The sequence below is a fragment of the Brevundimonas sp. genome (assembly GCF_047617075.1).
Lineage (GTDB): Bacteria > Pseudomonadota > Alphaproteobacteria > Caulobacterales > Caulobacteraceae > Brevundimonas.
The window spans coordinates 14,144-36,182 of the sequence record NZ_JBLGCI010000004.1 but is presented as its reverse complement, the minus strand read 5'-3'; the positions used below and the strand labels follow the sequence as shown (position 1 = coordinate 36,182).

Sequence of the window (22,039 nt, the reverse complement as noted above, 5' to 3'; positions counted from 1 at the left end):
ACGAAGCGCAAGAGTGCGCAGACTGGCCGTATAGGGGAGGGGGCGGCGGTCCCGCAAGCGGGCAGCCCCTTGGCTTGGCCTTATGGCCCGCCTAAACAGCCGTCATGACCGAAATGCGACGGCTGATCGCCGGAAACTGGAAGATGAACGGGGTCGGATCGGCCCTGACCGAGGCGGAAGCTTTGGCCGAGGCGCTGAAGGCCGGCCCCGCCGCCATGCGCGTGGCCCTGTGCCCGCCCGCGACCCTGATCGAGCGTCTGGCCCGAACAGTTGAAGGCTCGGCCGTCGAGGTTGGCGGGCAGGACTGCCGGGCGGAAGCCTCCGGCGCCTTCACCGGCGACGTAGCGGCCGCAATGCTGGCGGATGCGGGCGCGGGCCTGGTGATTCTGGGCCACTCCGAGCGGCGGTCGTTTCACGGAGAAACCGACGCCGATGTGGCGGCCAAGGTGGGGGCGGCGCTGGCGGCCGGTCTGGAGCCCATCGTCTGCGTCGGCGAGACGCTGGAGCAGCGCGAGGCCGGGCAGGCGGTGACCGTCGTTCAGGCGCAAGTCGCAGGCTCGCTGCCTGACGCCCTGATCGGCAAGGCGTTCGCCGTGGCCTACGAGCCGGTCTGGGCCATCGGCACAGGGCTTACGCCGACGGTCGAGCAGATCGAGGAAGTCCACCGGGCGGTGCGGGCGGCGATGGTGGAGCGATTGGGCGAAACGGCGCGCAAAGCCCCGATCCTGTACGGCGGGTCGGTCAAGCCGTCGAACGCCGCCGAGATCCTCAACACGCCCGAAGTGGGCGGGGCGCTGGTGGGCGGGGCTTCCCTGAAGGCCGCGGACTTCCTGGGCATCATCCGGGCGGCTTGACGGGTCAGGCGGATTTCTCCGCCGCCTTCGCCGCATTCCACAGGGCGTCCATTTCGGCCAGGTCCGACTGGTCCGGCGTGCGGCCGTCCTTCGCCAGTTCGGCCTCGATGAACCCGAAACGGCGGATGAATTTGGCGTTGGCGCCGCGCAGGGCGTCCTCAGGCTCCACCTCCAGCTTGCGCGCCAGGTTGGCCACTACGAACAGCAGGTCGCCCATCTCCTCGCGGGCCTTGTCCAGATCGCCCGCTGCGATCTCGGCGCGCAGTTCGGCCACTTCCTCGTGCAGCTTGTCGAACACCTCGTCGGTGGAGGGCCAGTCGAAGCCGACGCGGCCGGCGCGCTTGGTCAGCTTGGCGGCCCGGGCCAGCGCGGGCAGGCCCACAGGCACGTCGTCCAGCACCCCGTGCTGGGCCTTGGCCACGCGCTCCCCGGCCTTGATGTCCTCCCAGCGCGCCTTCTGGGAGGCCGCGTCGGTTCTGGCCGCCTCGTCGCCGAAGACGTGGGGATGGCGACGCTCCAGCTTGTCGGCCATGGCGACGGCCACATCATCGAAGGCGAACAGGCCCTGCTCCTCGGCCATGCGGGCATGGAACACCACCTGGAACAGAAGGTCGCCCAGTTCGCCCTTCAGGTCATCCAGATCGCCGCGCTCGATGGCGTCGGCCACCTCATAGGCTTCCTCGATGGTGTAGGGCGCGATGGTGGCGAAGGTCTGGGCCACATCCCACGGGCAACCGCCGTCGGGATCGCGCAGGCGCTCCATGATCTGGATCAGGCGGTCGATGGGGCGGGGTTCGGTCATGGCGGGGGCTTATCGTGCTGCGCCCGCCGCATCCAGAGCCGCGCGGATATCGGCGTGGCGCGTCTGGGTCAGGGGATAGCGGTAGAGCGCCCATGCGCCGACCATCAGGCAGAGGGCCGGCAGACCGGCGAACATGACCTGCAGCCACATCAGGGCGGCGGGGCTGTTATTTTCCACCAGCGCCGGATTGAAGCCAGCGAACTGCAGCCCGGTGAAGGTCAGCACCGACACCGCATAGCCCAGCTTGGAGGTTGCGGTCAGGATCGAGAACAGCAGGCCGGTGCGGTCCGCGCCCTGCTCGAGCCGCACCTGGTCGGCCACGTCGGCCATCATGGCCCGCAGCAAAAGGTCGCCCGAGGCGAAGGCCAGGCCCACCAGCGCCACCATGATCGCCGCCATGATCATCGGCGAGACCCCGAGCGCGCCCGCAAGGACCGGCGCGCCGAAGCTGGCGAGCAGCAGTGTCACGGCGAAATAGACGCAGGCCAGGATCAGGGCGGCGTGCTTGCCCAGCCGCACCGCCAGCGCGCTCCACACGGGGGCGCCGATCAGGCCGGCGACGAAATAGACCAGCAGCAGGATGGAGGTCTGGGCCCGCTCGAAGCCCTGCACAGCCTCAAAGAAATAGAAGAACAGCGCGCCGACGACGCCCCGCGCGATGCCCAGCATCAAATCGGCGCCCAGCAGCCGCTGCATCACGGGCAGCTTGAAGAGTGACAGATAGGCGAAACGAGACGCCTTGTCGGATGGCGGGCCGGGGGGCGGTTCCGGCGTGAAGGCGAAGGTGATGGCCAGGGTCACGGGCAGGGCGATGACGATGAACCATCCCTGCCAGCGCACGGCGGCGGCGTAATCGCCCCATCCCATGGACTGGACCAGAACCGGGATCAGCAGCACGGTCAGCACGCCGACGATATTGGCGGTCTGCCACCAGCCGTAGATGCGCGACCGCTGGTCGTAGTCGGACGACAGGGCGGACGCCCAGCTGATCTGGGACAGGATGCTGACCGAGAAACCCAGCGACATGACGATCAGCCACAGGGCCAGATAGGCAGGACCAGCGCCCGGCCCCACCATGAACAGCATGGCCACCGCCAGCATCAGCACCGGCGCGGCCAGGCCCATCCACAGACGATAGCGACCGAAACGGCTGTGAGTGCGGTCGATGACCATGCCCAGCGCCGGATCCACGAAAATGTCGGCCATGCGGATCACCAGAAAGATGATGCCCACGAGCGCCAGATCGACGCCCACATGGCTGGCGTAGAACTCGGGCAAGGTCACATAGACCGGCAGGCCCAGCGCCGCGTAGGGCAGGCAGGCGGCGGAGAAGGCGGCCAGGACGCCATTGCTGCGGCGGGGGGCGGCTGTGGCCGATGAACCGGCGGGCGCGGCGGCGGGCTGGGGCATGGATGACGCCTGAGACGGCCGCTGAGTCGCGGTCTGCGGCATCTGACCGCCGCCGATGCATATGAGCAAGCGGCTTGCGGGTCGGCGCGGGCTGATCGAATGTGACGCCATGATCGTTTCACGCCTGATCTTGACCCTGTTTATGGCCCTCGCAATGGCCACGGCGGCCCGCGCCCAGGCGCCGGACGATCCCTGCTGGAGCCAACTGGACGCGTACAGCGACGCGGCTGTGGTCAACGGGCAGTCGGTGCTGAGTCTGGAATGGACGCCCTTCGCCGCCGTGGAGACGGGGTGGGAGACCTATTCGCCGCTGATCCAGCAGGAGCTGTCGACGGCGTGCTCGCCCGGTTCGCCCGGTTTTGCGGCGGCCCTGGCGGCGTTCCAGACCCGCTATGACCTGATCCCGACCGGGGTGTTCGACGCCGAGACATTCCAGGTGTTCAAGGGCGTGTGGCAGGAGCGGCGGCCGTTCGTCATGGCGCGGGTGGCGGGGGAATGTCCCGAACCGCAGCCCATCAACACCTGGGCCTATCTGCTGCCGGAGGAGGAGCACGCCGACCGCATCACCCGCATGCTGCGCCGGGACGTGCTGGAGGCCTACCGCCGCATGGCCGCCGCCGCCCGAGCCGAGGTTCCCGAGATAGCCGCCAACCCGGAACTGCTGCAGATCTTCTCGGGCCTGCGCGATCCGGCCGCCGACGCCGCTCGCTGCGCCGCCGAAGGCAACTGCGACGGCCTGCGCCGGGCGGTCTGTTCGCCGCACCGGACCGGGACGGCCATCGACATCTATGTGGGCCACGCCTTCGGCTATGGCGTGGACTCCACCGACGCCTACAACCGTCTGCAACAAAGCCGGGGGCCGACCTATCGCTGGCTGGTGGCCAACGCCCGCCGTTTCGGCTTCGTGCCCTATGTCTATGAGCCCTGGCATTGGGAATGGGTGGGGCCTTGATCCGTCGCCTGACCGCGGGCGAGCTGGCGCTGGCCTTTGAGGTGTTCGGCGACGCCCTTGCGATGGACGGGATCCGCATCGTCAGTTCGCCCTTGTCCCGCGCGTTCGTGCCCGGCCGCTGGTTCGGGCGGGACCTGATCGTCTGGCCGGGCCGGAGCCTGCCGGCCAATATCGCCGCCGCGCCGGTGAAGATCCAGGCCACCTTCATCCACGAGCTGGTTCACGTGTGGCAGGCGCAGCAGGGTGTGAACCTGCTGCTGGCCAAGCTGAAAGCGGGTGACGACCGCGCCGCCTACGCCTATCCGCTCGAGCATTGTGCATGGGACGGCCTGAACATCGAGCAGCAGGCCTCCGCCGTGGAGCACGCGTTTCGGCTGAGTCGTGGGCAGGCGGCGCCGGCGCGGGCCGCCTTTTATCGTGCCGTGGTGCCGTTTCCGGCGTGTGGCATGGGCGCCGGCGACCGTTTGCGAGCCTGAGGCATCTTTTCTGGCCGCGATGGGTTGAATCGATGGACGGCAGCGCCCAGATCGGCAACTGGACCGGTTGCAGTATCGGGCCGCGATCATTCCAGACAGGGAGCTCCCCACATGCCCAAGATTCTCGTGCTCTATCACTCCACCTACGGCCACGTTGAAGCCATGGCCGAAGCCATCGCCGAAGGCGCGCGGCAGGTGGACGGCGCCCAGGTGGATATCAAGCGCGTCCCCGAGTTGGTGCCCGAGGAACTGGCGAAGAAGTCCGGTTACAAGCTGGATCAGGCCGCGCCCATCGCCAAGATCGACGAGCTGAGCGACTACGACGCCATCATCATCGGCGCGGGCACCCGCTTCGGTACGGCCGCATCGCAACTGCGCAATTTCCTCGACCAGACCGGCGGGCTGTGGGCCAGCGGCGCCTTTGCGGGCAAGGTGGGCTCGGCCTTCACCTCCACCGCCTCCCAGCACGGCGGCCAGGAAACCACCCTGATCGGCATGATCCAGACCCTGCTGCACCACGGCATGGTGGTGGCGGGCCTGCCCTACGCCTGGCAGGGCCAGCTGCGCATCGACGAAGTGACCGGCGGCAGCCCCTACGGCGCCACCACCATCACCGGCGGCGACGGATCGCGCATGCCCAGCGACAATGAGCTGGAAGGCGCCCGCTGGCAGGGACGCTACGTGGCCGAGACGGCGAAAAAGCTGCACGGCTGACGGCCATGGTCGCAGCCGGGGAAGAGGGTCAGCCGGCCTTCTTCCTCGGCGCGGCCTTCTTCGTCGGCGCCTTTTTCGCGGGCGACGCCGAGCCCTTGAGGCTCTTCTTCAGCGCCTCCATCAGATCGACGACGTTGCTCTCCTCCAGCTCGGGCGAGGCGACCAGCTTCTTGCCCTTGGTCTTGGCCTTGATCATCTCGCGCAGGGCGTCGTCATAGCCGTCCTTGAACTCGGCCGGATCGAAGTCCGCTTCCTTCTGGCCGATGATCTTGTGGGCGATCTCGATCATGTCCTTGTCGGCTTTCACCGTCGGGATGTCGTCGAAGAAGTCGCCCGCGTCGCGCACCTCGTCCTGGGCGCGCAGCGTGTAGGCGATGATGCCCTTGTCGCGAACCTCCAGCGCCACCTGACGCTCCTTGCCTCGCAGCACCAGACAGCCCAGGGCCACCTTGCCCGCCTTCTTCATGGCCTCGCGAATGACCGAGAACGCCTCGGCCCCGTCCTTGTCCGGTACCATGTAATGGGGCGTGTCCCAGTACAGCCGGTCGATGTCCTTCTCGTCCACGAAGCGGTCGATGCTGATGGCCTTGGTGCTCTCCAGCTTGACCTTGTCGAAGTCGGCGTCGTCGAAAAGGACGTACTCGTCCTTCTTGACCTCATAGCCCCGCACCAGATCGGACCGCTCGACCGGGCCGGTGTCCGGATCGGTGGGCACCATGCGGATGCGGTTGTTGGTCTCGGGATTGATCAGGTGAAAGCGCACGTCATTGGCCGACGTCGTCGCCGTGAATAGCGACACCGGACAGCTGACCAGCGACAGCTTCAGGCGACCTTGCCAGGTGGGTCTCGCAACCATGTCATTCCCCTTCGTGTGGCGACAGAACGAATCACGGGGCTGACGGTTCAGAGCGCACGGAAAAGCCCCGCCGCATCGCTGCGACGGGGCCGTTCCGGTTTGGCAGGCCTTAGTTGAACAGACCCGCGATGACCGCGCCGATCAGGCCGGTGGCCACGGCGGTCAGGACCACGTCGTTGTCCACGCGCCGGTACTCATAGCCGTAAGGCGGGGCCTGGAGGCCATAGCGGCGGTGGTCCACCGCATAGCGGCTGTGGCGATAGGCCGGGGGCAGGGTGTAGCCGGGCTGCCACTGGCGATACTGATAGCCATAGGGCCGCTGGTAGGCGCCGGCGTTGAAGCGCTGCTGGGCGCGGATGCGCTGATTCATCAACCGCTGATGCTGGCGCAGGGCCTGCTGGTGCTGGCGCTGCATCTGGCGTTGACGCTGCTGGACGGCACGCTGCTGCTGACGCTGGTTCTGGCGCCACTGGCGATCCTGACGGCGGTCCTGACGACGGTCGAAGCGATCGCCACGGTCGTGGCGTTGTTCATAACGGTCGCCGCGATCAGGACGCGACTGGGCTTCGGCGGCGGAGGCCACGCCCAGCGAACTGGCGGCGAGGACGGCGGCGACGGCGGCGGTGAGAGCCTTGTTCTTCATGGGGTTCTCCTCTTCGACGGGAGTGTCGATTGCCCCCACCATAGAGTCTCGCCGCTGAGCCTGATCTGAACGGCGGTGGCCAGGCGGGGTTCATCCCGCCGCCGCCGTTCCGGCGCCGTCAGGCCCCTACGAACGGCAGCCCATCCGCCGTCGGCGGCTCGCCGTCGCCGGGGCCGAGCGCCCGCTGCATGAAGATCACGTCGCGCCAGTCGTCCAGCTTCCAGCCCGCCGCGCGGAATGCGCCCGCGTGGGTGAAACCACAGCGTTCGTGCAAGCGGATGGAGCCGGTGTTCTCGGCGTCGCCGATGACGGCCACCATCTGGCGCAGGCCCATGGCTTCGCAACGGTTGATCAGGGCGGTCAGCAGGGCTGCGCCGACGCCGCGTCCCTGCATGTCCGGTTCCACATAGACCGAATCCTCCACCAGCCAGCCGTAACCCGCCCGCATGCGGAACGGCCCGGCATAGGCATATCCGGCGAACACGCCGTCGATCTCCGCGATCAGCCACGGCAAGCCCAGGTCACGGATGCGCGCGAACCGGCCCGTCATCTCGGCATGGTCCGGCTGGTCGTATTCAAAACTGCCGGTTCCGGTGCGGACGCTGTGCCCGTACAGGGCCGTCACGGCGGGCAGATCGCCCGCCGCCGCGTCCCGGATGATCAGGCCCGTTCCCATCCGCGCTCCACCGACCACAGGGCGAAGGCGTAGTCGAAGGCGATTTCCTTGAGGAAATCGAACCGGCCCGAGGCGCCGCCGTGCCCGGCCTCCATGTTGATCTTCAGCAGGATGGGGTCGCCCGAGGTGCTGAACTCGCGCAGCTTGGCCGCCCACTTGGCGGGCTCCCAGTAGGTCACGCGCGGATCCGACAGACCGCCGGTGGCCAGCACGGCGGGGTAGGGGGCCGCCGTCACATTGTCATAGGGGCTGTAGCTGGCGATGTAGTCGTAGGCCGCCTCGTCCTCCAGCGGGTTGCCCCACTCGGGCCATTCCGGCGGCGTCAGGGGCAGGGTAACGTCGCTCATGGTGTTCAGCACATCCACGAACGGCACCGCCGCGATGATGCCGGTGTAGAGCTCGGGCCGCAGATTGATGATGGCGCCCATCAGCAGGCCGCCGGCCGAACCGCCGTAGGCCACCACCTTGGCCGGATCGCCATAGCCATTGGCCAGCAGGTGATCGGTCACCGCGTTGAAGTCGGTGAAGGTGTTGATCTTCTTGTCCGTGCGGCCGTCCAGGAACCAGCCCCAGCCCTTTTCCGTGCCGCCACGGATATGGGCGGTGGCCCAGACCCAGCCGCGGTCCACCAGCGACAGATTGCGGATCGAGAAGCTGGGATCCATCGACATGCCGTAGGAGCCATAACCATAGACCATCAGCGGGGCCGAGCCGTCGATGGGCGTATCCCGACGGGCCAGGATGGTCACCGGCACCTGCTCGCCGTCCGGCGCCGTGGCGAACAGGCGGCGGGCCAAGTAATCCTCGGGGTTGTGGCCAGAGGGAATTTCCTGGGTCTTGCGCAGCACCTTCTCGCGCGTGGCCATGTCGTAGTCGAAGGTCTGGGTCGGGGTGGTCGGCGAGGTGTAGACGTAGCGCAGGGTGGTGGTGTCGAACTCGTAACCGCCCTGCATGCCCAGCACATAGGCTTCTTCCGGCTGGACGATCTCGTGCTCGCTCAGATCGTCCTTGCGGGTGATGACCAGACGGGTGTTGGCGTTAACCCGCTCGCGGCGCACCAGATGGTTCTCGAACGCCATGGTCTCCATGACGAAGGTGCCCGGGCGGTGCGGCTTCCACTCGGTCCAGTCGCTCCAGTCGGTGGCGTCCTCTTCCGCCCACATCAGCTTGAAGTCGATGGCGCCGTCGGCGTTGGTCAGGACGACGAAACGATCGCCCCAATGGTCGATGTCATAGCGGACGCCTGTGCGGCGCGGCGCGAAGACGGCCGGCTCGGCGGTGGGCGTGGCCGCAGGGATCAGGCGGTATTCGCTGGTCTCCTGATTCTGGATGCCGATTGAGATGTACTTGTCGGAGCCGGTCACTCCGACGCCGATGAACATGCCCGGGTCGGTTTCCTCATAGACCAGCACATCCTCGCCACCGCGCGCCGGGCGGCGGTAGATCTTCGTGGGCCGCCCGTTTTCGTCGCGGAAGGTCCAGAACAGCCACTGGCCGTCGGGCGAGAAGGTAAAGCCGCCCGTGGAGCTTTCCACCGATCCGGGCAGGACCTCCCCGGTGGTCAGATCCTTGACCTTGATGACGTAGTATTCCGAACCCTGCGCGTCCTCGGCCCAGGCGTAGAGGGCGTGGTCCGGACTGTGCTCGGCGCCGCCCACGTCATAGTAGTCGTGAGGCTGGGCCAGGTCGTCCACATCGATCAGGATCTGCTCGCCGTCCTCGCGCCCGCGTGGGCGCCGGGCGTGCAGGGGATGCTGGGCCCCCACCTGATAGCGGACATAGTACTCCCAGTCGCCATCGGGCGCGGGGACGGAGCTGTCGTCCTCCTTGATGCGGCCCTTCATCTCCTCGAACAGGGTGGTCTGGAGGTCCTCGGTGGAGGCCAGCATGGCGCGGGAATAGGCGTTCTCGGCATCCAGATGCGCGCGGATGTCGGCGCGCAACACCGACGGATCGCGCATCACCGCCTGCCAGTTGTCGTCCTTCATCCAGAAGTAGTTGTCGGTGCGGGTGCGCCCCAGCTGGGTGATGCTGTGGGGTTCGCGGCGGGCGACGGGCGGCTGGGGCATCGAAACTCCGGATTGCTGGCGGGCCAGGACAGGGCCGCCCGAGGCGGCGAGGGTGGCCGAAGCGGCCGCGGACACGATCATTTGACGGCGGTTCATCCGCGATTCCCTGAACTGGACAGCCCTATTGGCGCCGCGACCTTGTGCCTGACTTCGCGGGGCCGTCAAATGGCGATGCGCATCATTGAGGAGAGTTCATGTTCGCCGAAGCCGTGACCTGGGATCTGACCGTGTCGCTGATCAATGCGACGGTGCAGTTGGACCAACCCCAGGGCGATGGCACGCGCACGGTGGGCACCGGCTTCCTGATCGACGCGCCACGTGCCGACGGCACGCCCCGCGTGGTTCTGGTCACGGCCGGACACGTGGTGGAGCGCATGCCGAGACAGGACGCGCGCATCGGCTGGCGCGTGCCGCTCAGTGACGGCAACTGGCGCTTCACGCCCTCGCCGTTGACCATTCGCGACGAAGAGGGCGAGCCCCTGTGGACCAGCCATCCAGACCACGACGTGGCGGTGATGAGCATCGAGGCGCCGGACGCCTTCGCGCGGGCGGCCATCCCAATCGGCTGGCTGGCGGACGGCTACACCTTCGCGCGGTTCGATGTTGCGCCGGGCGACGAGATGATGTCGCTGGGCTTTCCGCGTGGCCTGTCGGCGAACCGGGCGGGCTTCCCGATTCTGCGGGTGGGCCGGATCGCGTCCTACCCCCTGTCGCCGGTCGTGGCCTTTCCCACGTTCCTCGTTGATTTCACGGTCTTTCCGGGCAACTCGGGCGGGCCCGTCTTCATGACCGGCGCATCGCGGCGCAGGCCCGGCGTGCCCGAGCCGGAGCACCCCTTCATCGCCGGCGTCCTGACCCAGCAGGTGGAGATGGACAGCGAGCGCCTGGGCATCGGCGTCGTGGTCCACGCCAACTATATCCGCGAGACTATCGAACTGCTGAATCAGGCTGAACGGGAGGCCGCGGAGGAAGACGCCGCCGAGGTCGCGGCGGAGTAGGGCGCAGCAAAAACGCCGGGCCCCTTCGGACCCGGCGTTCCCGCGATCGTCTCCGAAGCGTCGATCAGCAGCTGTAGTACATGTCGAACTCGACCGGGTGCGGGTGCAGTTGCAGCCGCTCCACCTCTTCCATCTTCAGCTCGATGTAGCTGTCGATGAAGTCGTCATCCATGACGCCGCCCTTCTTGAGGAACTCGCGATCCTTGTCGAGGCTCTCGAGCGCCTCGCGCAGCGAGCCGCAGACCTCGGGGATGGAGCCGCGCTCCTGCGGGGGCAGGTCGTACAGGTTCTTGTCGGCGGCCGGGCCGGGATCGATCCGGTTCTCGATGCCGTCCAGACCGGCCATCAGCAGGGCCACGAAGGTCAGATAGGGGTTGCCCATGGGATCGGGGAAGCGGGCCTCGATGCGCTTGGCCTTGGGCGAGGACACCCACGGGATACGGATCGACGCCGAGCGGTTGCGGCTGGAGTAGGCCAGCTTCACCGGCGCCTCGTAACCCGGCACCAGACGCTTGTAGCTGTTGGTGGTCGAGTTTGAGAAGGCGTTGATGGCCTTGGCGTGCTTGATGATGCCGCCGATGTACCACAGGCACTGTTCCGACAGGCCGGCGTACTTGTCGCCGGCGAACTGGGGCTTGCCGTCCTTCCAGATGGACTGGTGCACGTGCATGCCCGAGCCGTTATCGCCGAACATGGGCTTGGCCATGAAGGTGGCGGACTTGCCGTAGGCCGCCGCAACGTTGTGGATCACGTACTTATACAGCTGCAGCCGGTCAGCCATGGTCACCAGCTCGGCGAACTTCAGGCCCAGCTCGTGCTGCGCCGGAGCAACTTCGTGGTGATGCTTTTCGGGATCGAGGCCCAGGTCCTTCATGACCGCCAGCATCTCGCCGCGCAGGTCCTGGCCGGAGTCCACCGGGTTTACGGGGAAATAGCCGCCCTTGGCGCGCGGGCGGTGGCCCATGTTGCCTTCGGTGTATTCGGCGCCCGTATTGGCCGGCAGCTCGGTGGAGTCGAAGGCGTAACCGGTCTCATGCGCGGCGGTGGACCAGCGCACGTCGTCGAAGATGAAGAACTCGGCCTCGGGGCCGAAATAGACCTTGTCGCCCACGCCGGAGGACTGGACGTACGCCAGCGCCTTCTTGGCCATGGAACGGCTGTCGCGGGAATAGGGCTCGCCGGTGTCCGGGTTCATCACGTCGCAGAACAGGAACATGGTGGTCTGCTGGTAGAACGGGTCGATGTAGGCCGTGTCCAGGTCCGGCTTGAGCAGCATGTCGGACTCATTGATGGCCTTCCATCCAGCGATGGACGAGCCGTCGAACATGGTGCCTTCGTTCAGGAATTCCTCGTCCACCAGATCGATGTCGAAGGTGACATGCTGGAGCTTGCCCCGCGTGTCGGTGAAACGGACGTCGACGTATTTCACGTCCTTGTCCTTGATCTCCTGGAGGATCTTGCTGGCGCTGCTCATTCTCGTAAGTCCGGGTTTGGGGAGGTTGAAAAGGAAACGGCCGCTCCCTCACGGGGCGGCCGGCGGCGGAAGTCAGATGGCCTGGGCTCCGGTCTCTCCGGTGCGGATGCGGATCACATCGGACACATCGGTGATGAAGATCTTGCCGTCGCCGATCTTGCCCGTGCGGGCCGCCACCTGAATGGCTTCCACGATGGCTGGAACCATGTCGTCGGGCGCGACTACCTCCAGCTTGATCTTGGGCAGGAAGTCGATGACGTACTCGGCGCCCCGATACAGTTCGGAATGCCCCTTCTGGCGGCCGTATCCCTTGGCTTCCAGAACGGTCATGCCCTGCACGCCGATGTCCTGAAGGGCTTCCTTCACTTCATCGAGCTTGAAGGGTTTGATGACGGCTTCGATCTTCTTCATTGGGACCCCGTAGCGTGGCGTTTCGCCACTCGGCACACGGGATGATAAGGGACATTGCATTGCACAATAACGCAAGCCTCTTTTGCGGAATTGTCACAGGGTGACGACGCTATGATGCAAACCAACCACCCGGACCTGTGGACGGAATCGCTGCCCCGGCCGGGCGCACAGAGCCATAAACATAGCCGGGGGCGGCTCGGGGTGGTGTCCGGCCCCGCCCTGCGAACAGGAGCCGCGCGACTGGCGGCGCGGGCAGGGCTGCGCATCGGCGCGGGGCTGGTGAAGGTGTTCTGCCCGCCGGACGCCGCGCCGGTTCTTGCGCCGGTGCTCGAAGCGGTGATGCTGGACGTGTTCCACGACCCGGACGAGCTTGGCCGCCTGGCCGCGCCCATGGACGCCATGGTGATCGGCCCGGCCGCAGGGCTGACAGACGCAACCGCCGCCAACATCGCCGCGCTTCAGCGCAACGGCGCGGCCCTGGTCATCGACGCCGACGGCCTGACCCTGTTCGAGGGCCGGGCAGGGGACCTGTTCGCCGGTCTGGACCGGGACGATGTGCTGACGCCCCATGCGGGCGAGTTCGAGCGCCTCTTTCCGGGTCTGTTGAAACAGCATGGCAGGGAACGGGCGGCGCGCCTCGCTGCCGAGAGCGCAGGCGCGATCGTCGTTCTGAAGGGCGCGGAGACGGTTATTGCTTCGCCCGACGGACGTCTGCGCCTCAACCAGAATGGCTCTCCCTGGCTTGCGACAGCCGGGACGGGCGATGTGCTCGCGGGCATGATCGGCGGCCTTCTGGCCCAGAAGATGGACAGTTTCGACGCCGCCGGTGCGGCTGTCTGGATGCACGCAGAGGCGGGGGAGGCGACAGGGCCGGGCCTGATTTCCGAGGACCTGCCGGACAGGATCGGCCCGATCCTGGGCGCGTTGCTCGCCTAAAGGCTCAAGTCTGTGCGCTGGAATGATCGCGAACCACGACGCCGGCGCATCACCTCATGCAATGCGTCCGCCAGCATCAGAACCTGGTCCTCGGTCATGCGTCCGGCCGCATCGAGCAGCTTCAGCCGCAGAACCTCAACCTCCGCGTCCGTGAAATCAGCCGGTCGATAATGAAACGATTGTCCCATGACGCCTGATTGCTGCCTTGACTTCGGAAGCGCGGAACTGACGTCACGGTTCCCTGGCTCAGACCGATCGCCGCTATGTCGCGGGAGCATTCTCGTATAGTCATGCTTTGCGAGCATGTGGCTTGCCGGAGAATTCCCCATGAAAATCATTGTCTCCAGCGCGGCGCTCGCTGCCGTTCTGATGCTGGGCGCCGCCGGCGCGGGCGCCGCCCAGGACTCCAGCCTGACCCCGAACTTCGGCACGGCCACGCTGCGGGCGGGCTTTCAGCCGGACCCGCATGTGGTGGAGCTGCGCGCCGGCGGTGATCAGGACGCCAGCCGGATCAACGGCTGCGCGGGCATGGTGAGCCGGGCGCCGGATTACCGGGTCAACTACACCGCCGGATCGGGGCTGGCCCTGACGTTCCGCGTCAATTCGTCGACGGACACCACCCTGGTGATCAACGGCCCCGACGGCCGCTGGTCCTGCAATGACGACACCGGCGGCAGCCTGAATCCCGGCATCGTCTACCGCTCGCCGGCGAGCGGTCAGTATGACGTGTGGGTCGGCGTCTTCGGCTCCGACACGCCGACGGCCCGGCTGCGCATCACCGAAATGGAATGACGACAGCGTTTGCGCGCCGCTTTCGTCCTTGGCCTCCAGCGACGGGGGCGGCGTGCGCCGCTTGCGATTTCAAGCAATCCCTATAGAAGCCGGTGCGCGCCAGGGCGCGGATGTGGCGGAACTGGTAGACGCACTGGATTTAGGTTCCAGCGCCGCAAGGCGTGGAGGTTCGAGTCCTCTCATCCGCACCATGGCTTGTCTGGAGAACACATGACGAGCGACAGCGGTGACTACGTCTATGACGAGGCCTCGGGCGAGTGGCTCAGCCCGGACGAGGCCATCGCCCGCGCCGAAGCGAGCCAGGTCGTCGTCCGCGACGCGGTGGGCAATGCGCTGGCCGATGGCGACAGCGTGACCCTGATCAAGGATCTGGCGGTCAAGGGTGCGGGCCAGACCCTGAAGCGGGGCACGACAATCAAATCAATCCGCCTGACCGGTGACGATCAGGAAATCGACTGCCGCCACCCGACGATCAAGGGCCTGGTGCTTCGGGCGGAGTTCGTCAGGAAGGTTTAGGCAAGGGGACCTGTTTCGGCCTTGTCGCGCCCTGATGTGTTCATCGCCTAAGATATATTATGCGAAATTTGATTAGTCACTGAATGAAAGAGCCAGGCCGTCGTGGGCCACGGCGACGCCCTCCGGCAAGACCGTCGCCAGTTGATCATAGTCCAGATCAAGATGCAGGTTGGTGAGTACGGCCGCTTTCACGCCTGATCGCTCGATCCACCGCAGGGTCTTGTCCACGTGGGTATGCGTGGGATGCGGCGTCCAGCGCAGAGCGTCCACAATCCAGGAGTCGGCCCGGGCGACCTCGGCCAGCGCTGCGTTGTCCAGATCGGACACGTCTGGCGAATAGGCCACAGGCCCGATGCGATAGCCGACGCTGTGGATCGGGCCATGCATCTGGTCGAAGGTCATGATCTCCACCGGGCCGCCGGGGCCGTCGACGGTGAACGGCGTGCCCAGCGGCGGCAGGTCGTGCAGGTCGCAGATGGCGGGATAGCCCTCGACGGGCTCGAAGATGTAGCGGAAACGGCTTTCCAGCGTCGCGCGCGTGGCCGCATCCATCCAGCACGGGATGCGCCGCCGCGTGCGCATGGCGAACACCCGCAGGTCGTCGATGCCGTGGGCCTGATCGGCGTGATCGTGGGTGTAGAGCACCGCATCCAGATGGCGGACACCGGCGTCCAGCATCTGTTCGCGCAGGTCCGGCGAGGTGTCGATCAGGATGCTGGTGGGCGTCTCCCCTGCCCCGTACCGCTGCACCAGCAGTGAACAGCGACGGCGCCGGTTTCGGGGATTCTCGGGATCGCAGGCGCCCCAGTCGCCGTCGCCGCGCGGCACCCCGCCGGATGAGCCGCTGCCCAGAATGGTGAAGACCCAGCGGCCGCTCACGGGCGGGGAATCCGGTCGAACAGATTGAAGAAGGCGTCGGTCGTGCGCCGCTCGGCCTCATCGCGGCTCCAGCCCCGAATCTCGCCGAGCTTGTCCAGCACATGGCCGATGTAGGCCGGTTCGTTGCGGCGGCCCCGGTGGGGCACGGGCGCCAGATAGGGGCAGTCGGTCTCGACGATGATGCGGTCCCCGGGCATGGCGCGGATCACGGCCCGCACGTCCTCGGCCGCCTTGAAGGTGGCGATCCCGGAAACCGAAAACCACCCGCCCAATTTCGCTGTCAGTTCAGCCAGTTCCGGGCCGCTGGTGTAGCAGTGCATGAGGAACTTGAACGGCCCCGCCGCGTGCTCTTCGCGCAGGATGTCGGCCATCACGTCGTCGGCCTCGCGGGTGTGGACCACCAGCGGCAGACCGGTTTCGCGGGCGGCGGCCACATGGGCCCGGAAGACCTGGGCCTGAACGTCGCGGGGGCTGAGATCATAGTGGAAATCCAGCCCGCATTCGCCGATGCCTACGACCTTAGGACGGTTCGCAAGCTGGATCAGGTCAATCGCCTCAAGCGACGGATTTTCCTTGGCTTCGTGAGGGTGCGTACCGACCGTGCACCAGATGTCGTCATGGGCCATGGCCAGGGCGTGGGTGGCCTCAAAGGTGGAGACCTTGTCCGAGATTTCGACCATCAGCGCCACGCCCGCCTCGCGCGCCCGGGCGATGACCGCGTCGCGATCCTCGTCGAACTGCGGTGCGTGCAGGTTTACGTGGCTGTCGATCAGCATTCAGGCGGCTCCGATGCGCTGGGCGCGGCCGATCTCGGCCATGGCGGCGGCCAGAACGTCGGCCCGGTCCAGATTGATGCCCGAAACCTGATCCGGCATGACGCTGAGACGGCTCCAGGTCTCTGACCATGCGGCGGCCTCGCGCCCGCTGGAGGATGCGGCGCGGTCCTTGACGGCGGCTAACAGACGGTCGAACAGGCGCTCGAAATTCTCGGCCCCGTCGGCGCCCCGGAACTTGGCCGACAATGCGATTTCCTCCGCCACATCGCCCCTGCCCTCATTGACCCAGCCGCGCGCCAGCCGGTCCAGCTCCAGCATCTGGTCGCCCGCCAGTATCAGGGCCGCGCCCGGCGACCCGGCGGCCATGGCGGCGATGCGGCTCGCTTCTTCATCGGGCAGACCCGCCTGTCGGCTGACCAGCGCGCCGAGGGCCTCCACGCTCCAGTTGGGGAAGTTCAGGCGGCGGCAGCGTGAGCGGATGGTGGGCAGCAGCCGCCCCGGCGCATGGGTCACCAGAAACAGCACGCCTCGCTCAGGTGGTTCCTCGAGAACCTTCAGCAAGGCATTAGCGGCGTTCATGTTCAGGTCGTCCGCCGCATCGATGATCGCCACTCGATAGCGCGCCCGCGACGGGCTCATGGAGAAGAACTCCGGCAGCTCCCGCGCCTGATCCACAGAGATGTTGCGCTTCAGCTTGGCGCCCTCCCCGGCCCGTTCAAGGATCATCAGGTCGGGATGAGACTGGGCCGAGACCAGCTGGCTGACCGGATCCATGGGTCGCGCACCCAGTTCGCCCCGAGACGGGTCCGGCTCGGCGCCCAGCAGACGACGCGCCGCGCGGTAGGCGAAGGTGGCCTTGCCGACGCCCTCCACCCCGGTCAGCATCCAGGCGTGGTGCAGCCGCCCGCGCGACAGGGCGTCGGTGAAGGCGCGCTCGGCGTCCTGATGGGGCGCCAGGTCGAAGCGGTCGCGGGGATGATCGCTCACGCCAGCCGCTCCCGCACCACGGCCCAGATCCGGTCGAACACGGCGTCCGGCGTGGCGTCGGCGTCGATCATGACGCAGCGTTCCGGATGGGCCTTCGCGATGGCGGCGAAGCCCTCGCGCAGGCGTTCGTGGAAGGCCGCGCCCTTGCCCTCGAACCGCGCCTCGGCCGCGCCGCGATCCGCCGCACGGGCCAGACCCGCCGACGCCGGCAGGTCGAAGATCAGGGTCAGGTCCGGCTGGTCCGCACCCACCACGCCGCGATCCAGAGCCTCGATGAATTCTGGATCCAGTCCGCCGGCCACACCCTGATAGGCGCGGCTGGAATCGGCGAACCGGTCGCTGATGACCCAGGCGCCCTGCGCCAGCGCCGGACGGATTAGCCGGTCCAGATGGTCCGAGCGTGCGGCGTACATCAGCAAAGCCTCGGCCGTTGGGGTCCAGCGATCGGCCGCGCCGTTGACCAGCACCTCGCGCAGGGTCTCCGCGCCCGGCGAACCGCCCGGTTCGCGGGTCAGCACTACCGCATGGCCTTCAGCGCGCAGGGCATCGGCCAGGCGGCGGGCCTGGGTCGATTTGCCGGCGCCTTCGCCGCCTTCAAGGGTGATGAACCGTCCGCGAGTCACGCCCGCACAATGGCGAGCCTGACGCCTGAGGCAAGCCCGAAGCCGCCTCTATCCCCCGACGATGGCCGCGTCGGCGAATCCATGGGCGATGACGCCGCGCCGGGCCTGCTCGGCCTGATTGGGATCACCCCACGGCCCGACCATGACGCGCCACAGACGCCGGCCGTTCACATGGACCGAATCCATCCGCGCCCGGTCGCCCAGACGCCGGGTCGCGGCGCGGGCGTTGTCGCGGTCGGCGAAAGATCCCGCCTGAATCCAGTAGATACTGGTGGCGGTCGTCGGTGCGGGGGGTGAAACGGATGCAGGCGCGGGCGTCGAGGCCGTCTGCACGCCCCCTGCGACCCAGCCGCCCTGACGCGGCGCCGGCCCCAGATAGCGCACCCGCACCTGTCCCAGACCCGCGTCCAGCAGGCCGAGCTCGGCGGCCGCGCCGCGCGACAGATCGATGATGCGGTCGTCCACGAACGGCCCCCGGTCGTTGAGCCGCAGAATGGCGCTGCGCCCATTGGCCAGGTTGGTCACCTCCACCAGCCCGGGCAGCGGCAGGGTCTTGTGCGCGGCGGTCAGGGCGTTCTCGTCGAAGCGCTCGCCGGTGGCCGTGGGGCGGCCGTGAAAGCCCGGTCCGTACCAGGACGCCTGGCCCACTTCTTCATAATTGGGCTGGTGCGCCGGATGATACCAGCGCCCCCGGATCTGGTACGGGCGCATGGTCCCGCTGACGATGGGAGCCGGATCATTCACCACAGGCGGCGTCGGCAGACCGCCGCGCGGCAGGTCCCGTCCGCCCGAGGCGCAGGCCGCCAGAACCAACATGGACGCCGCCACAGCGCCGATGCGCAAAGATGGGATGAGCCGTTCCAGCACGCCTGCCTCACTCAAGGAATCGGCGGCCATGATCGCGGCGAAATTTTCCGCTTTGGTTAACGGCCCCCTTCCCTGCTATGCACCCCGCGCCGGACAGGTGGCCGAGTGGTTTAAGGCAGCGGTCTTGAAAACCGCCGTAGGTGTGAGCCTACCGTGGGTTCGAATCCCACCCTGTCCGCCATTACAAAATCGTCATGTTCTTTGACCCCTCGCGCGTTTGACCCCGCGCGCGCAGGGGACAACAGTGCGTCTCTCGTGGCCGGCTCGACTCGAGCGCGGGTCAACCAGTCAGTGGTTCGTCACCGGATCGGGGCGAGCATCGGGGGAGATAGAACCTTGGATAGACGTCAGTTCCTCGCCGCATGCGGCATTGGAGCGGGGGGCGCTTTGCTTCCCGGATTCGCCGGGCGGGCCATCGCGGCCCAGCAGCTGGCCGAAACCATCGACATCGCGGTCAAGAAGCGTCTGGCCGACGCCGGTCTGACCGCCGCCACGGACGCGGGCGCCAGCTACTGTGACGTTCGCGTGGGCCGGTATCTGCGCCAGTTCGTCATTACGCGCGAAGCCAATGTTCAGAACATCGTCAACACCGAGTCCCTCGGCGTGGGTGTTCGTGTGATCGCCGACGGGGCCTGGGGCTTCTCGGCCACCAACACCATGACGGCCGAGGCGGTGGCCGAGGCCGCCCGCACAGCGACAGCCATCGCCCGCGCCAACGCCCGCAACCAGACCCAGCCGGTGCAACTGGCTCCCACGCCCGGCGTCGGCGAGGTCAGCTGGCGCACCCCGATCCAGCGCAACGCCATGGAGGTGCCGATCCAGGACAAGGTCGATCTGCTCTTGGCGGTCAACAACGCGGCCATGCAGGCGGGCGCCAATTTCGTCAACTCGCAGCTGTTCCTGGTCAACGAGCAGAAGTACTTCGCCAGCACGGACGGCTCGTACATCGATCAGGACGTGCACCGCATCTGGGCGCCCTTCTCGGTCACAGCCGTCGATCAGACCACCGGCAAGTTCCGGTCCCGCGACGGCCTGTCGGCGCCCATGGGCCTCGGCTACGAGTATCTGGACGGCCGCGCCGAGGACAAGATCGTCTCGCCCAACGGCGTGGTCAGCTACAACAAGTCCTATGACATGGTCGAGGACGCCATCGCCGCCGCCCATCAGGCGCGCGAGAAGCTTTCCGCCAAGTCGGTGGAGCCGGGCCAGTACGATCTGGTGCTGGACCCCAACCACCTGGGTCTGACCATCCACGAGTCCATCGGTCACCCGCTGGAGCTGGACCGGGTGCTGGGCTACGAGGCCAACTATGCGGGCACCAGCTTCGCCACCCTCGACAAGCGCGAACAGCGCTTCCAGTACGGCAGCGAGATCGTCAACGTCTTCGCCGACAAGACCGAGGTCGGCAGCCTCGGCGCCGTGGGCTATGACGACGAGGGCGTGGCCACCAAGAGCTGGCCGCTGATCCAGAACGGCCGTCTGGTGGACTATCAGACCATCCGCGATCAGGCCCACATCCTGGGCAAGACCGAATCCGACGGCTGCTCCTACGCCGACTCCTGGTCCTCGGTGCAGTTCCAGCGCATGCCGAACGTCTCGCTGCGCCCGGGCACGACGCCCATGACCGCCGCCGACATGATCGCCAATGTGGAGAACGGCATCTACATCCTGGGCCGCGGCTCCTTCTCCATCGACCAGCAGCGCTACAACGCCCAGTTCGGCGGCACCCTGTTCTTCGAGATCAAGGACGGACGCATCACCCAGCCGCTGGAGGACGTGGCCTATCAGATGCGCACGCCGGAGTTCTGGAACGCCTGTTCGGCCATCTGCGACGAGAGCGACTACCGCCTGTTCGGGTCGTTCTTCGACGGCAAGGGTCAGCCCAGCCAGGTCTCGGCCGTCAGCCACGGGTCGCCCACGACCCGCTTCGACGGCATCAACGTCATCAACACCGCGCGCTCGCTCGGCTGATCGGATCGGGGAAAGAACACAATGAGCATCATGACCGAATCCGAAGCCCGGACGATCCTCGAGAAGGTGGTCGCCCTGTCGACCGCCGACGAGTGCGTCGCCCAGCTGACCGGCGCCGTCGACGGCAACATCCGCTTCGCCCTGAACAACGTCTCCACCAGCGGCGTGGTGCGCAACACCGAGCTGTCGGTGCAGGTGGCCTTCGGCCGCCGGGTCGGAACCACCACCATCAATGAGTTCTCCGACGCCGCGCTTGAACGTGTGGTCCGGCGGGCCGAGGATCTGGCCCGTCTGGCGCCCGAGAACCCTGAGTTCATGCCGGCCGTGGGGCCCCAGGAGTATCGCCCCAGCGCGACCTGGAGCGACGCCACCGCCGCCATCACCCCGGAGCAGCGGGCCGAGGTGGCGCGGGCCTCCATCGAGCCGTGCCGCGCCGAGAATCTGATCGCCGCCGGGTTCCTGGACGATAGCGCCAGCTTCGTGGCCTTCGCCAACAGCAACGGCGCCTTCGGCTATCAGCGCGCCACGGGCATGGACTACACCTGCACCGTGCGCACCGAGGACGGCACCGGCTCCGGCTGGGTCGGTCGCAACCTTCAGGACATCAGCGGCTTCGACCCCGCCAGCGATATCCAGGTGGCCATGCGCAAGGCGGCCGCCTCGTCGGAAGCGCGCGCCCTTGAGCCGGGCAAGTACACCGTGATCCTGGAGCCCGCCGCGGCCGAGGGCCTCATCACCTTCATGATGCGCTACTTCGATGCGCGTCAGGCGGACGAGGGCCGCAGCTTCCTGTCCAAGGCAGGCGGCGGCAACAAGCTGGGTGAACAGGTTTTCGACCCGCGCGTCACCTTCCTCAACGACCCCTGGTACGAAGGCGCCGAAACCTTCCCCTGGGACGGGGAAGGCCTGCCGCGCGAACGACGGGCGCTGGTCGAGAACGGCCGCATCGCGAACCTGAACTACTCCCGTTACTGGGCTGATCGTCAGGGTCAGACCGCCGCCGGCCAGCCGGGCAACCTGATCATGCTGGGCGGGACCAAGTCGACCTCGGACCTGGTGCGCGAGACCGAGCGGGGCATTCTGGTGACCCGAACCTGGTACATCCGCATGGTGGACCCTCAGACCGTTCTGCTGACCGGCCTGACCCGCGACGGCACCTTCTACATCGAGAACGGCGAGCTGCGGTATCCGGTGAAGAATTTCCGCTTCAACGAGTCCCCGGTGATCATGCTCAACAACATTGATGAGCTGGGTCGGCCGGTTCGTACAGCGGGCAACAACTCGTCCTTCACGGCGATGATCCCGCCCATGCGCATCCGCGACTTCACCTTCACCTCCCTGTCGGACGCGGTCTGAT

The 22,039-nt window shown here is 67.1% G+C and carries 23 protein-coding genes and 2 tRNA genes; 12 read left to right on the top strand and 13 right to left on the bottom strand.

The genetic code is table 11. The annotated features are described in order from the left end of the window. Positions 1 to 104 precede the first annotated feature (104 nt). The gene (gene tpiA / locus ACI8U3_RS05245; RefSeq protein WP_415013818.1) at positions 105 to 854 is read left to right on the top strand and encodes a triose-phosphate isomerase; all 750 of its coding nucleotides are present in this window, start codon (positions 105 to 107) and stop codon (positions 852 to 854) included. A gap of 4 nt (positions 855 to 858) precedes the next feature. On the opposite strand, the gene mazG is transcribed toward tpiA, so the two are convergent. Both mazG and ACI8U3_RS05235 read right to left on the bottom strand, forming a co-directional pair. Further along, the gene (gene mazG / locus ACI8U3_RS05240; RefSeq protein ID WP_415013817.1) at positions 859 to 1,656 is read right to left on the bottom strand and encodes a nucleoside triphosphate pyrophosphohydrolase; all 798 of its coding nucleotides are present in this window, start codon (positions 1,654 to 1,656) and stop codon (positions 859 to 861) included. A 9-nt stretch (positions 1,657 to 1,665) separates the two neighbouring features. Continuing rightward, positions 1,666 to 3,066: an MFS transporter gene (locus ACI8U3_RS05235; protein WP_415013816.1), complete on the bottom strand. Its 1,401-nt coding sequence runs from the start codon at positions 3,064 to 3,066 to the stop codon at positions 1,666 to 1,668. Positions 3,067 to 3,175: 109 nt separating this feature from the next. Here ACI8U3_RS05235 and ACI8U3_RS05230 point away from each other — a divergent pair, with 109 nt between their 5' ends. The 3 genes from ACI8U3_RS05230 to wrbA all read left to right on the top strand — a co-directional run bounded on the left by ACI8U3_RS05230 (position 3,176) and on the right by wrbA (position 5,208). Further along, positions 3,176 to 4,018 carry a D-alanyl-D-alanine carboxypeptidase family protein gene (locus ACI8U3_RS05230; RefSeq protein ID WP_415013815.1) on the top strand — a complete coding sequence of 281 codons (843 nt, stop codon included), beginning with the start codon at positions 3,176 to 3,178 and terminating at the stop codon, positions 4,016 to 4,018. Beyond that, positions 4,015 to 4,494 (top strand): hypothetical protein, encoded by a 480-nt coding sequence (locus tag ACI8U3_RS05225; protein WP_415013814.1) that lies wholly within the window; start codon positions 4,015 to 4,017, stop codon positions 4,492 to 4,494. Before ACI8U3_RS05230 ends, ACI8U3_RS05225 begins: the two co-directional genes overlap by 4 nt. Positions 4,495 to 4,605: 111 nt before the next feature. Continuing rightward, entirely contained in the window at positions 4,606 to 5,208 is a 603-nt protein-coding gene (gene wrbA, locus ACI8U3_RS05220) for an NAD(P)H:quinone oxidoreductase (protein WP_415013813.1), read from the top strand. A gap of 28 nt (positions 5,209 to 5,236) precedes the next feature. Here the strand turns inward: wrbA and ACI8U3_RS05215 are convergent, their stop codons facing one another. The 4 genes from ACI8U3_RS05215 to ACI8U3_RS05200 form a co-directional block, all read right to left on the bottom strand. Beyond that, positions 5,237 to 6,064, bottom strand: coding sequence for a Ku protein (locus ACI8U3_RS05215; RefSeq protein WP_415013812.1), 828 nt, complete (start codon positions 6,062 to 6,064; stop codon positions 5,237 to 5,239). Between the two features lie 109 nt (positions 6,065 to 6,173). Continuing rightward, positions 6,174 to 6,707, bottom strand: coding sequence for an RcnB family protein (locus ACI8U3_RS05210; RefSeq protein ID WP_415013811.1), 534 nt, complete (start codon positions 6,705 to 6,707; stop codon positions 6,174 to 6,176). Positions 6,708 to 6,825: 118 nt separating this feature from the next. Continuing rightward, positions 6,826 to 7,383, bottom strand: coding sequence for a GNAT family N-acetyltransferase (locus ACI8U3_RS05205; protein WP_415013810.1), 558 nt, complete (start codon positions 7,381 to 7,383; stop codon positions 6,826 to 6,828). Further along, a complete protein-coding gene (locus tag ACI8U3_RS05200; RefSeq protein WP_415013809.1) occupies positions 7,368 to 9,548 on the bottom strand; it encodes a S9 family peptidase in 2,181 nt (726 codons plus the stop codon). Before ACI8U3_RS05200 ends, ACI8U3_RS05205 begins: the two co-directional genes overlap by 16 nt. A 98-nt stretch (positions 9,549 to 9,646) precedes the next feature. Here ACI8U3_RS05200 and ACI8U3_RS05195 point away from each other — a divergent pair, with 98 nt between their 5' ends. Further along, a complete protein-coding gene (locus ACI8U3_RS05195) occupies positions 9,647 to 10,450 on the top strand; it encodes a trypsin-like serine peptidase (protein ID WP_415013808.1) in 804 nt (267 codons plus the stop codon). 64 nt (positions 10,451 to 10,514) lie between these two features. On the opposite strand, the gene glnA is transcribed toward ACI8U3_RS05195, so the two are convergent. After that, positions 10,515 to 11,924, bottom strand: coding sequence for a type I glutamate--ammonia ligase (gene glnA / locus ACI8U3_RS05190; RefSeq protein WP_415013807.1), 1,410 nt, complete (start codon positions 11,922 to 11,924; stop codon positions 10,515 to 10,517). A gap of 72 nt (positions 11,925 to 11,996) precedes the next feature. Continuing rightward, the gene (locus ACI8U3_RS05185; protein WP_415013806.1) at positions 11,997 to 12,335 is read right to left on the bottom strand and encodes a P-II family nitrogen regulator; all 339 of its coding nucleotides are present in this window, start codon (positions 12,333 to 12,335) and stop codon (positions 11,997 to 11,999) included. A gap of 111 nt (positions 12,336 to 12,446) precedes the next feature. On the opposite strand from ACI8U3_RS05185, the gene ACI8U3_RS05180 reads away from it, so the two are divergent. The 4 genes from ACI8U3_RS05180 to ACI8U3_RS05165 all read left to right on the top strand — a co-directional run bounded on the left by ACI8U3_RS05180 (position 12,447) and on the right by ACI8U3_RS05165 (position 14,579). After that, positions 12,447 to 13,271, top strand: a complete 825-nt coding sequence (locus ACI8U3_RS05180) for an NAD(P)H-hydrate dehydratase (protein ID WP_415013805.1) — start codon at positions 12,447 to 12,449, stop codon at positions 13,269 to 13,271. Positions 13,272 to 13,598: 327 nt separating this feature from the next. Continuing rightward, positions 13,599 to 14,063, top strand: a complete 465-nt coding sequence (locus ACI8U3_RS05175) for a peptidase S1 (protein ID WP_415013804.1) — start codon at positions 13,599 to 13,601, stop codon at positions 14,061 to 14,063. A 106-nt stretch (positions 14,064 to 14,169) separates the two neighbouring features. Beyond that, a tRNA-Leu gene (locus ACI8U3_RS05170) sits at positions 14,170 to 14,254 on the top strand. A gap of 19 nt (positions 14,255 to 14,273) precedes the next feature. After that, positions 14,274 to 14,579: an alkylphosphonate utilization protein gene (locus ACI8U3_RS05165; RefSeq protein WP_415013803.1), complete on the top strand. Its 306-nt coding sequence runs from the start codon at positions 14,274 to 14,276 to the stop codon at positions 14,577 to 14,579. Between the two features lie 72 nt (positions 14,580 to 14,651). Here ACI8U3_RS05165 and ACI8U3_RS05160 read toward each other — a convergent pair whose 3' ends face one another. Genes ACI8U3_RS05160 through ACI8U3_RS05140 form a run of 5 tightly spaced genes read right to left on the bottom strand, consistent with a single transcriptional unit; the run spans position 14,652 to position 18,711 of the window. After that, the gene (locus ACI8U3_RS05160) at positions 14,652 to 15,458 is read right to left on the bottom strand and encodes an MBL fold metallo-hydrolase (RefSeq protein ID WP_415013802.1); all 807 of its coding nucleotides are present in this window, start codon (positions 15,456 to 15,458) and stop codon (positions 14,652 to 14,654) included. Beyond that, positions 15,455 to 16,234, bottom strand: a complete 780-nt coding sequence (locus tag ACI8U3_RS05155) for a TatD family hydrolase (RefSeq protein WP_415013801.1) — start codon at positions 16,232 to 16,234, stop codon at positions 15,455 to 15,457. The genes ACI8U3_RS05160 and ACI8U3_RS05155 overlap by 4 nt, the downstream gene beginning before the upstream one ends. Next, positions 16,235 to 17,221, bottom strand: coding sequence for a DNA polymerase III subunit delta' (locus ACI8U3_RS05150; protein WP_415013800.1), 987 nt, complete (start codon positions 17,219 to 17,221; stop codon positions 16,235 to 16,237). Beyond that, positions 17,218 to 17,844, bottom strand: coding sequence for a dTMP kinase (gene tmk / locus ACI8U3_RS05145; RefSeq protein ID WP_415013799.1), 627 nt, complete (start codon positions 17,842 to 17,844; stop codon positions 17,218 to 17,220). Before tmk ends, ACI8U3_RS05150 begins: the two co-directional genes overlap by 4 nt. 48 nt (positions 17,845 to 17,892) lie before the next feature. Then, the gene (locus ACI8U3_RS05140; protein ID WP_415013798.1) at positions 17,893 to 18,711 is read right to left on the bottom strand and encodes a septal ring lytic transglycosylase RlpA family protein; all 819 of its coding nucleotides are present in this window, start codon (positions 18,709 to 18,711) and stop codon (positions 17,893 to 17,895) included. Between the two features lie 91 nt (positions 18,712 to 18,802). On the opposite strand from ACI8U3_RS05140, the gene ACI8U3_RS05135 reads away from it, so the two are divergent. The 3 genes from ACI8U3_RS05135 (at position 18,803) to ACI8U3_RS05125 (ending at position 22,038) form a co-directional block, all read left to right on the top strand. After that, a tRNA-Ser gene (locus tag ACI8U3_RS05135) sits at positions 18,803 to 18,892 on the top strand. Positions 18,893 to 19,047: 155 nt separating this feature from the next. Beyond that, positions 19,048 to 20,682, top strand: a complete 1,635-nt coding sequence (locus ACI8U3_RS05130) for a TldD/PmbA family protein (protein WP_415013797.1) — start codon at positions 19,048 to 19,050, stop codon at positions 20,680 to 20,682. 21 nt (positions 20,683 to 20,703) lie between these two features. Continuing rightward, positions 20,704 to 22,038, top strand: coding sequence for a TldD/PmbA family protein (locus tag ACI8U3_RS05125; RefSeq protein WP_415013796.1), 1,335 nt, complete (start codon positions 20,704 to 20,706; stop codon positions 22,036 to 22,038). Position 22,039: the final 1 nt, after the last annotated feature.

Bases quoted from the DNA above. Each gene is read 5' to 3' on its own strand.
- tpiA (WP_415013818.1), top strand. From the start codon at position 105: ATGACCGAAATGCGACGGCTGATCGCCGGAAACTGGAAGATGAACGGG.
- mazG (WP_415013817.1), bottom strand. From the start codon at position 1,656: ATGACCGAACCCCGCCCCATCGACCGCCTGATCCAGATCATGGAGCGC.
- ACI8U3_RS05235 (WP_415013816.1), bottom strand. From the start codon at position 3,066: ATGCCCCAGCCCGCCGCCGCGCCCGCCGGTTCATCGGCCACAGCCGCC.
- ACI8U3_RS05230 (WP_415013815.1), top strand. From the start codon at position 3,176: ATGATCGTTTCACGCCTGATCTTGACCCTGTTTATGGCCCTCGCAATG.
- wrbA (WP_415013813.1), top strand. From the start codon at position 4,606: ATGCCCAAGATTCTCGTGCTCTATCACTCCACCTACGGCCACGTTGAA.
- ACI8U3_RS05215 (WP_415013812.1), bottom strand. From the start codon at position 6,064: ATGGTTGCGAGACCCACCTGGCAAGGTCGCCTGAAGCTGTCGCTGGTC.
- ACI8U3_RS05210 (WP_415013811.1), bottom strand. From the start codon at position 6,707: ATGAAGAACAAGGCTCTCACCGCCGCCGTCGCCGCCGTCCTCGCCGCC.
- ACI8U3_RS05205 (WP_415013810.1), bottom strand. From the start codon at position 7,383: ATGGGAACGGGCCTGATCATCCGGGACGCGGCGGCGGGCGATCTGCCC.
- ACI8U3_RS05200 (WP_415013809.1), bottom strand. From the start codon at position 9,548: ATGAACCGCCGTCAAATGATCGTGTCCGCGGCCGCTTCGGCCACCCTC.
- ACI8U3_RS05195 (WP_415013808.1), top strand. From the start codon at position 9,647: ATGTTCGCCGAAGCCGTGACCTGGGATCTGACCGTGTCGCTGATCAAT.
- glnA (WP_415013807.1), bottom strand. From the start codon at position 11,924: ATGAGCAGCGCCAGCAAGATCCTCCAGGAGATCAAGGACAAGGACGTG.
- ACI8U3_RS05185 (WP_415013806.1), bottom strand. From the start codon at position 12,335: ATGAAGAAGATCGAAGCCGTCATCAAACCCTTCAAGCTCGATGAAGTG.
- ACI8U3_RS05180 (WP_415013805.1), top strand. From the start codon at position 12,447: ATGATGCAAACCAACCACCCGGACCTGTGGACGGAATCGCTGCCCCGG.
- ACI8U3_RS05175 (WP_415013804.1), top strand. From the start codon at position 13,599: ATGAAAATCATTGTCTCCAGCGCGGCGCTCGCTGCCGTTCTGATGCTG.
- ACI8U3_RS05165 (WP_415013803.1), top strand. From the start codon at position 14,274: ATGACGAGCGACAGCGGTGACTACGTCTATGACGAGGCCTCGGGCGAG.
- ACI8U3_RS05155 (WP_415013801.1), bottom strand. From the start codon at position 16,234: ATGCTGATCGACAGCCACGTAAACCTGCACGCACCGCAGTTCGACGAG.
- ACI8U3_RS05125 (WP_415013796.1), top strand. From the start codon at position 20,704: ATGAGCATCATGACCGAATCCGAAGCCCGGACGATCCTCGAGAAGGTG.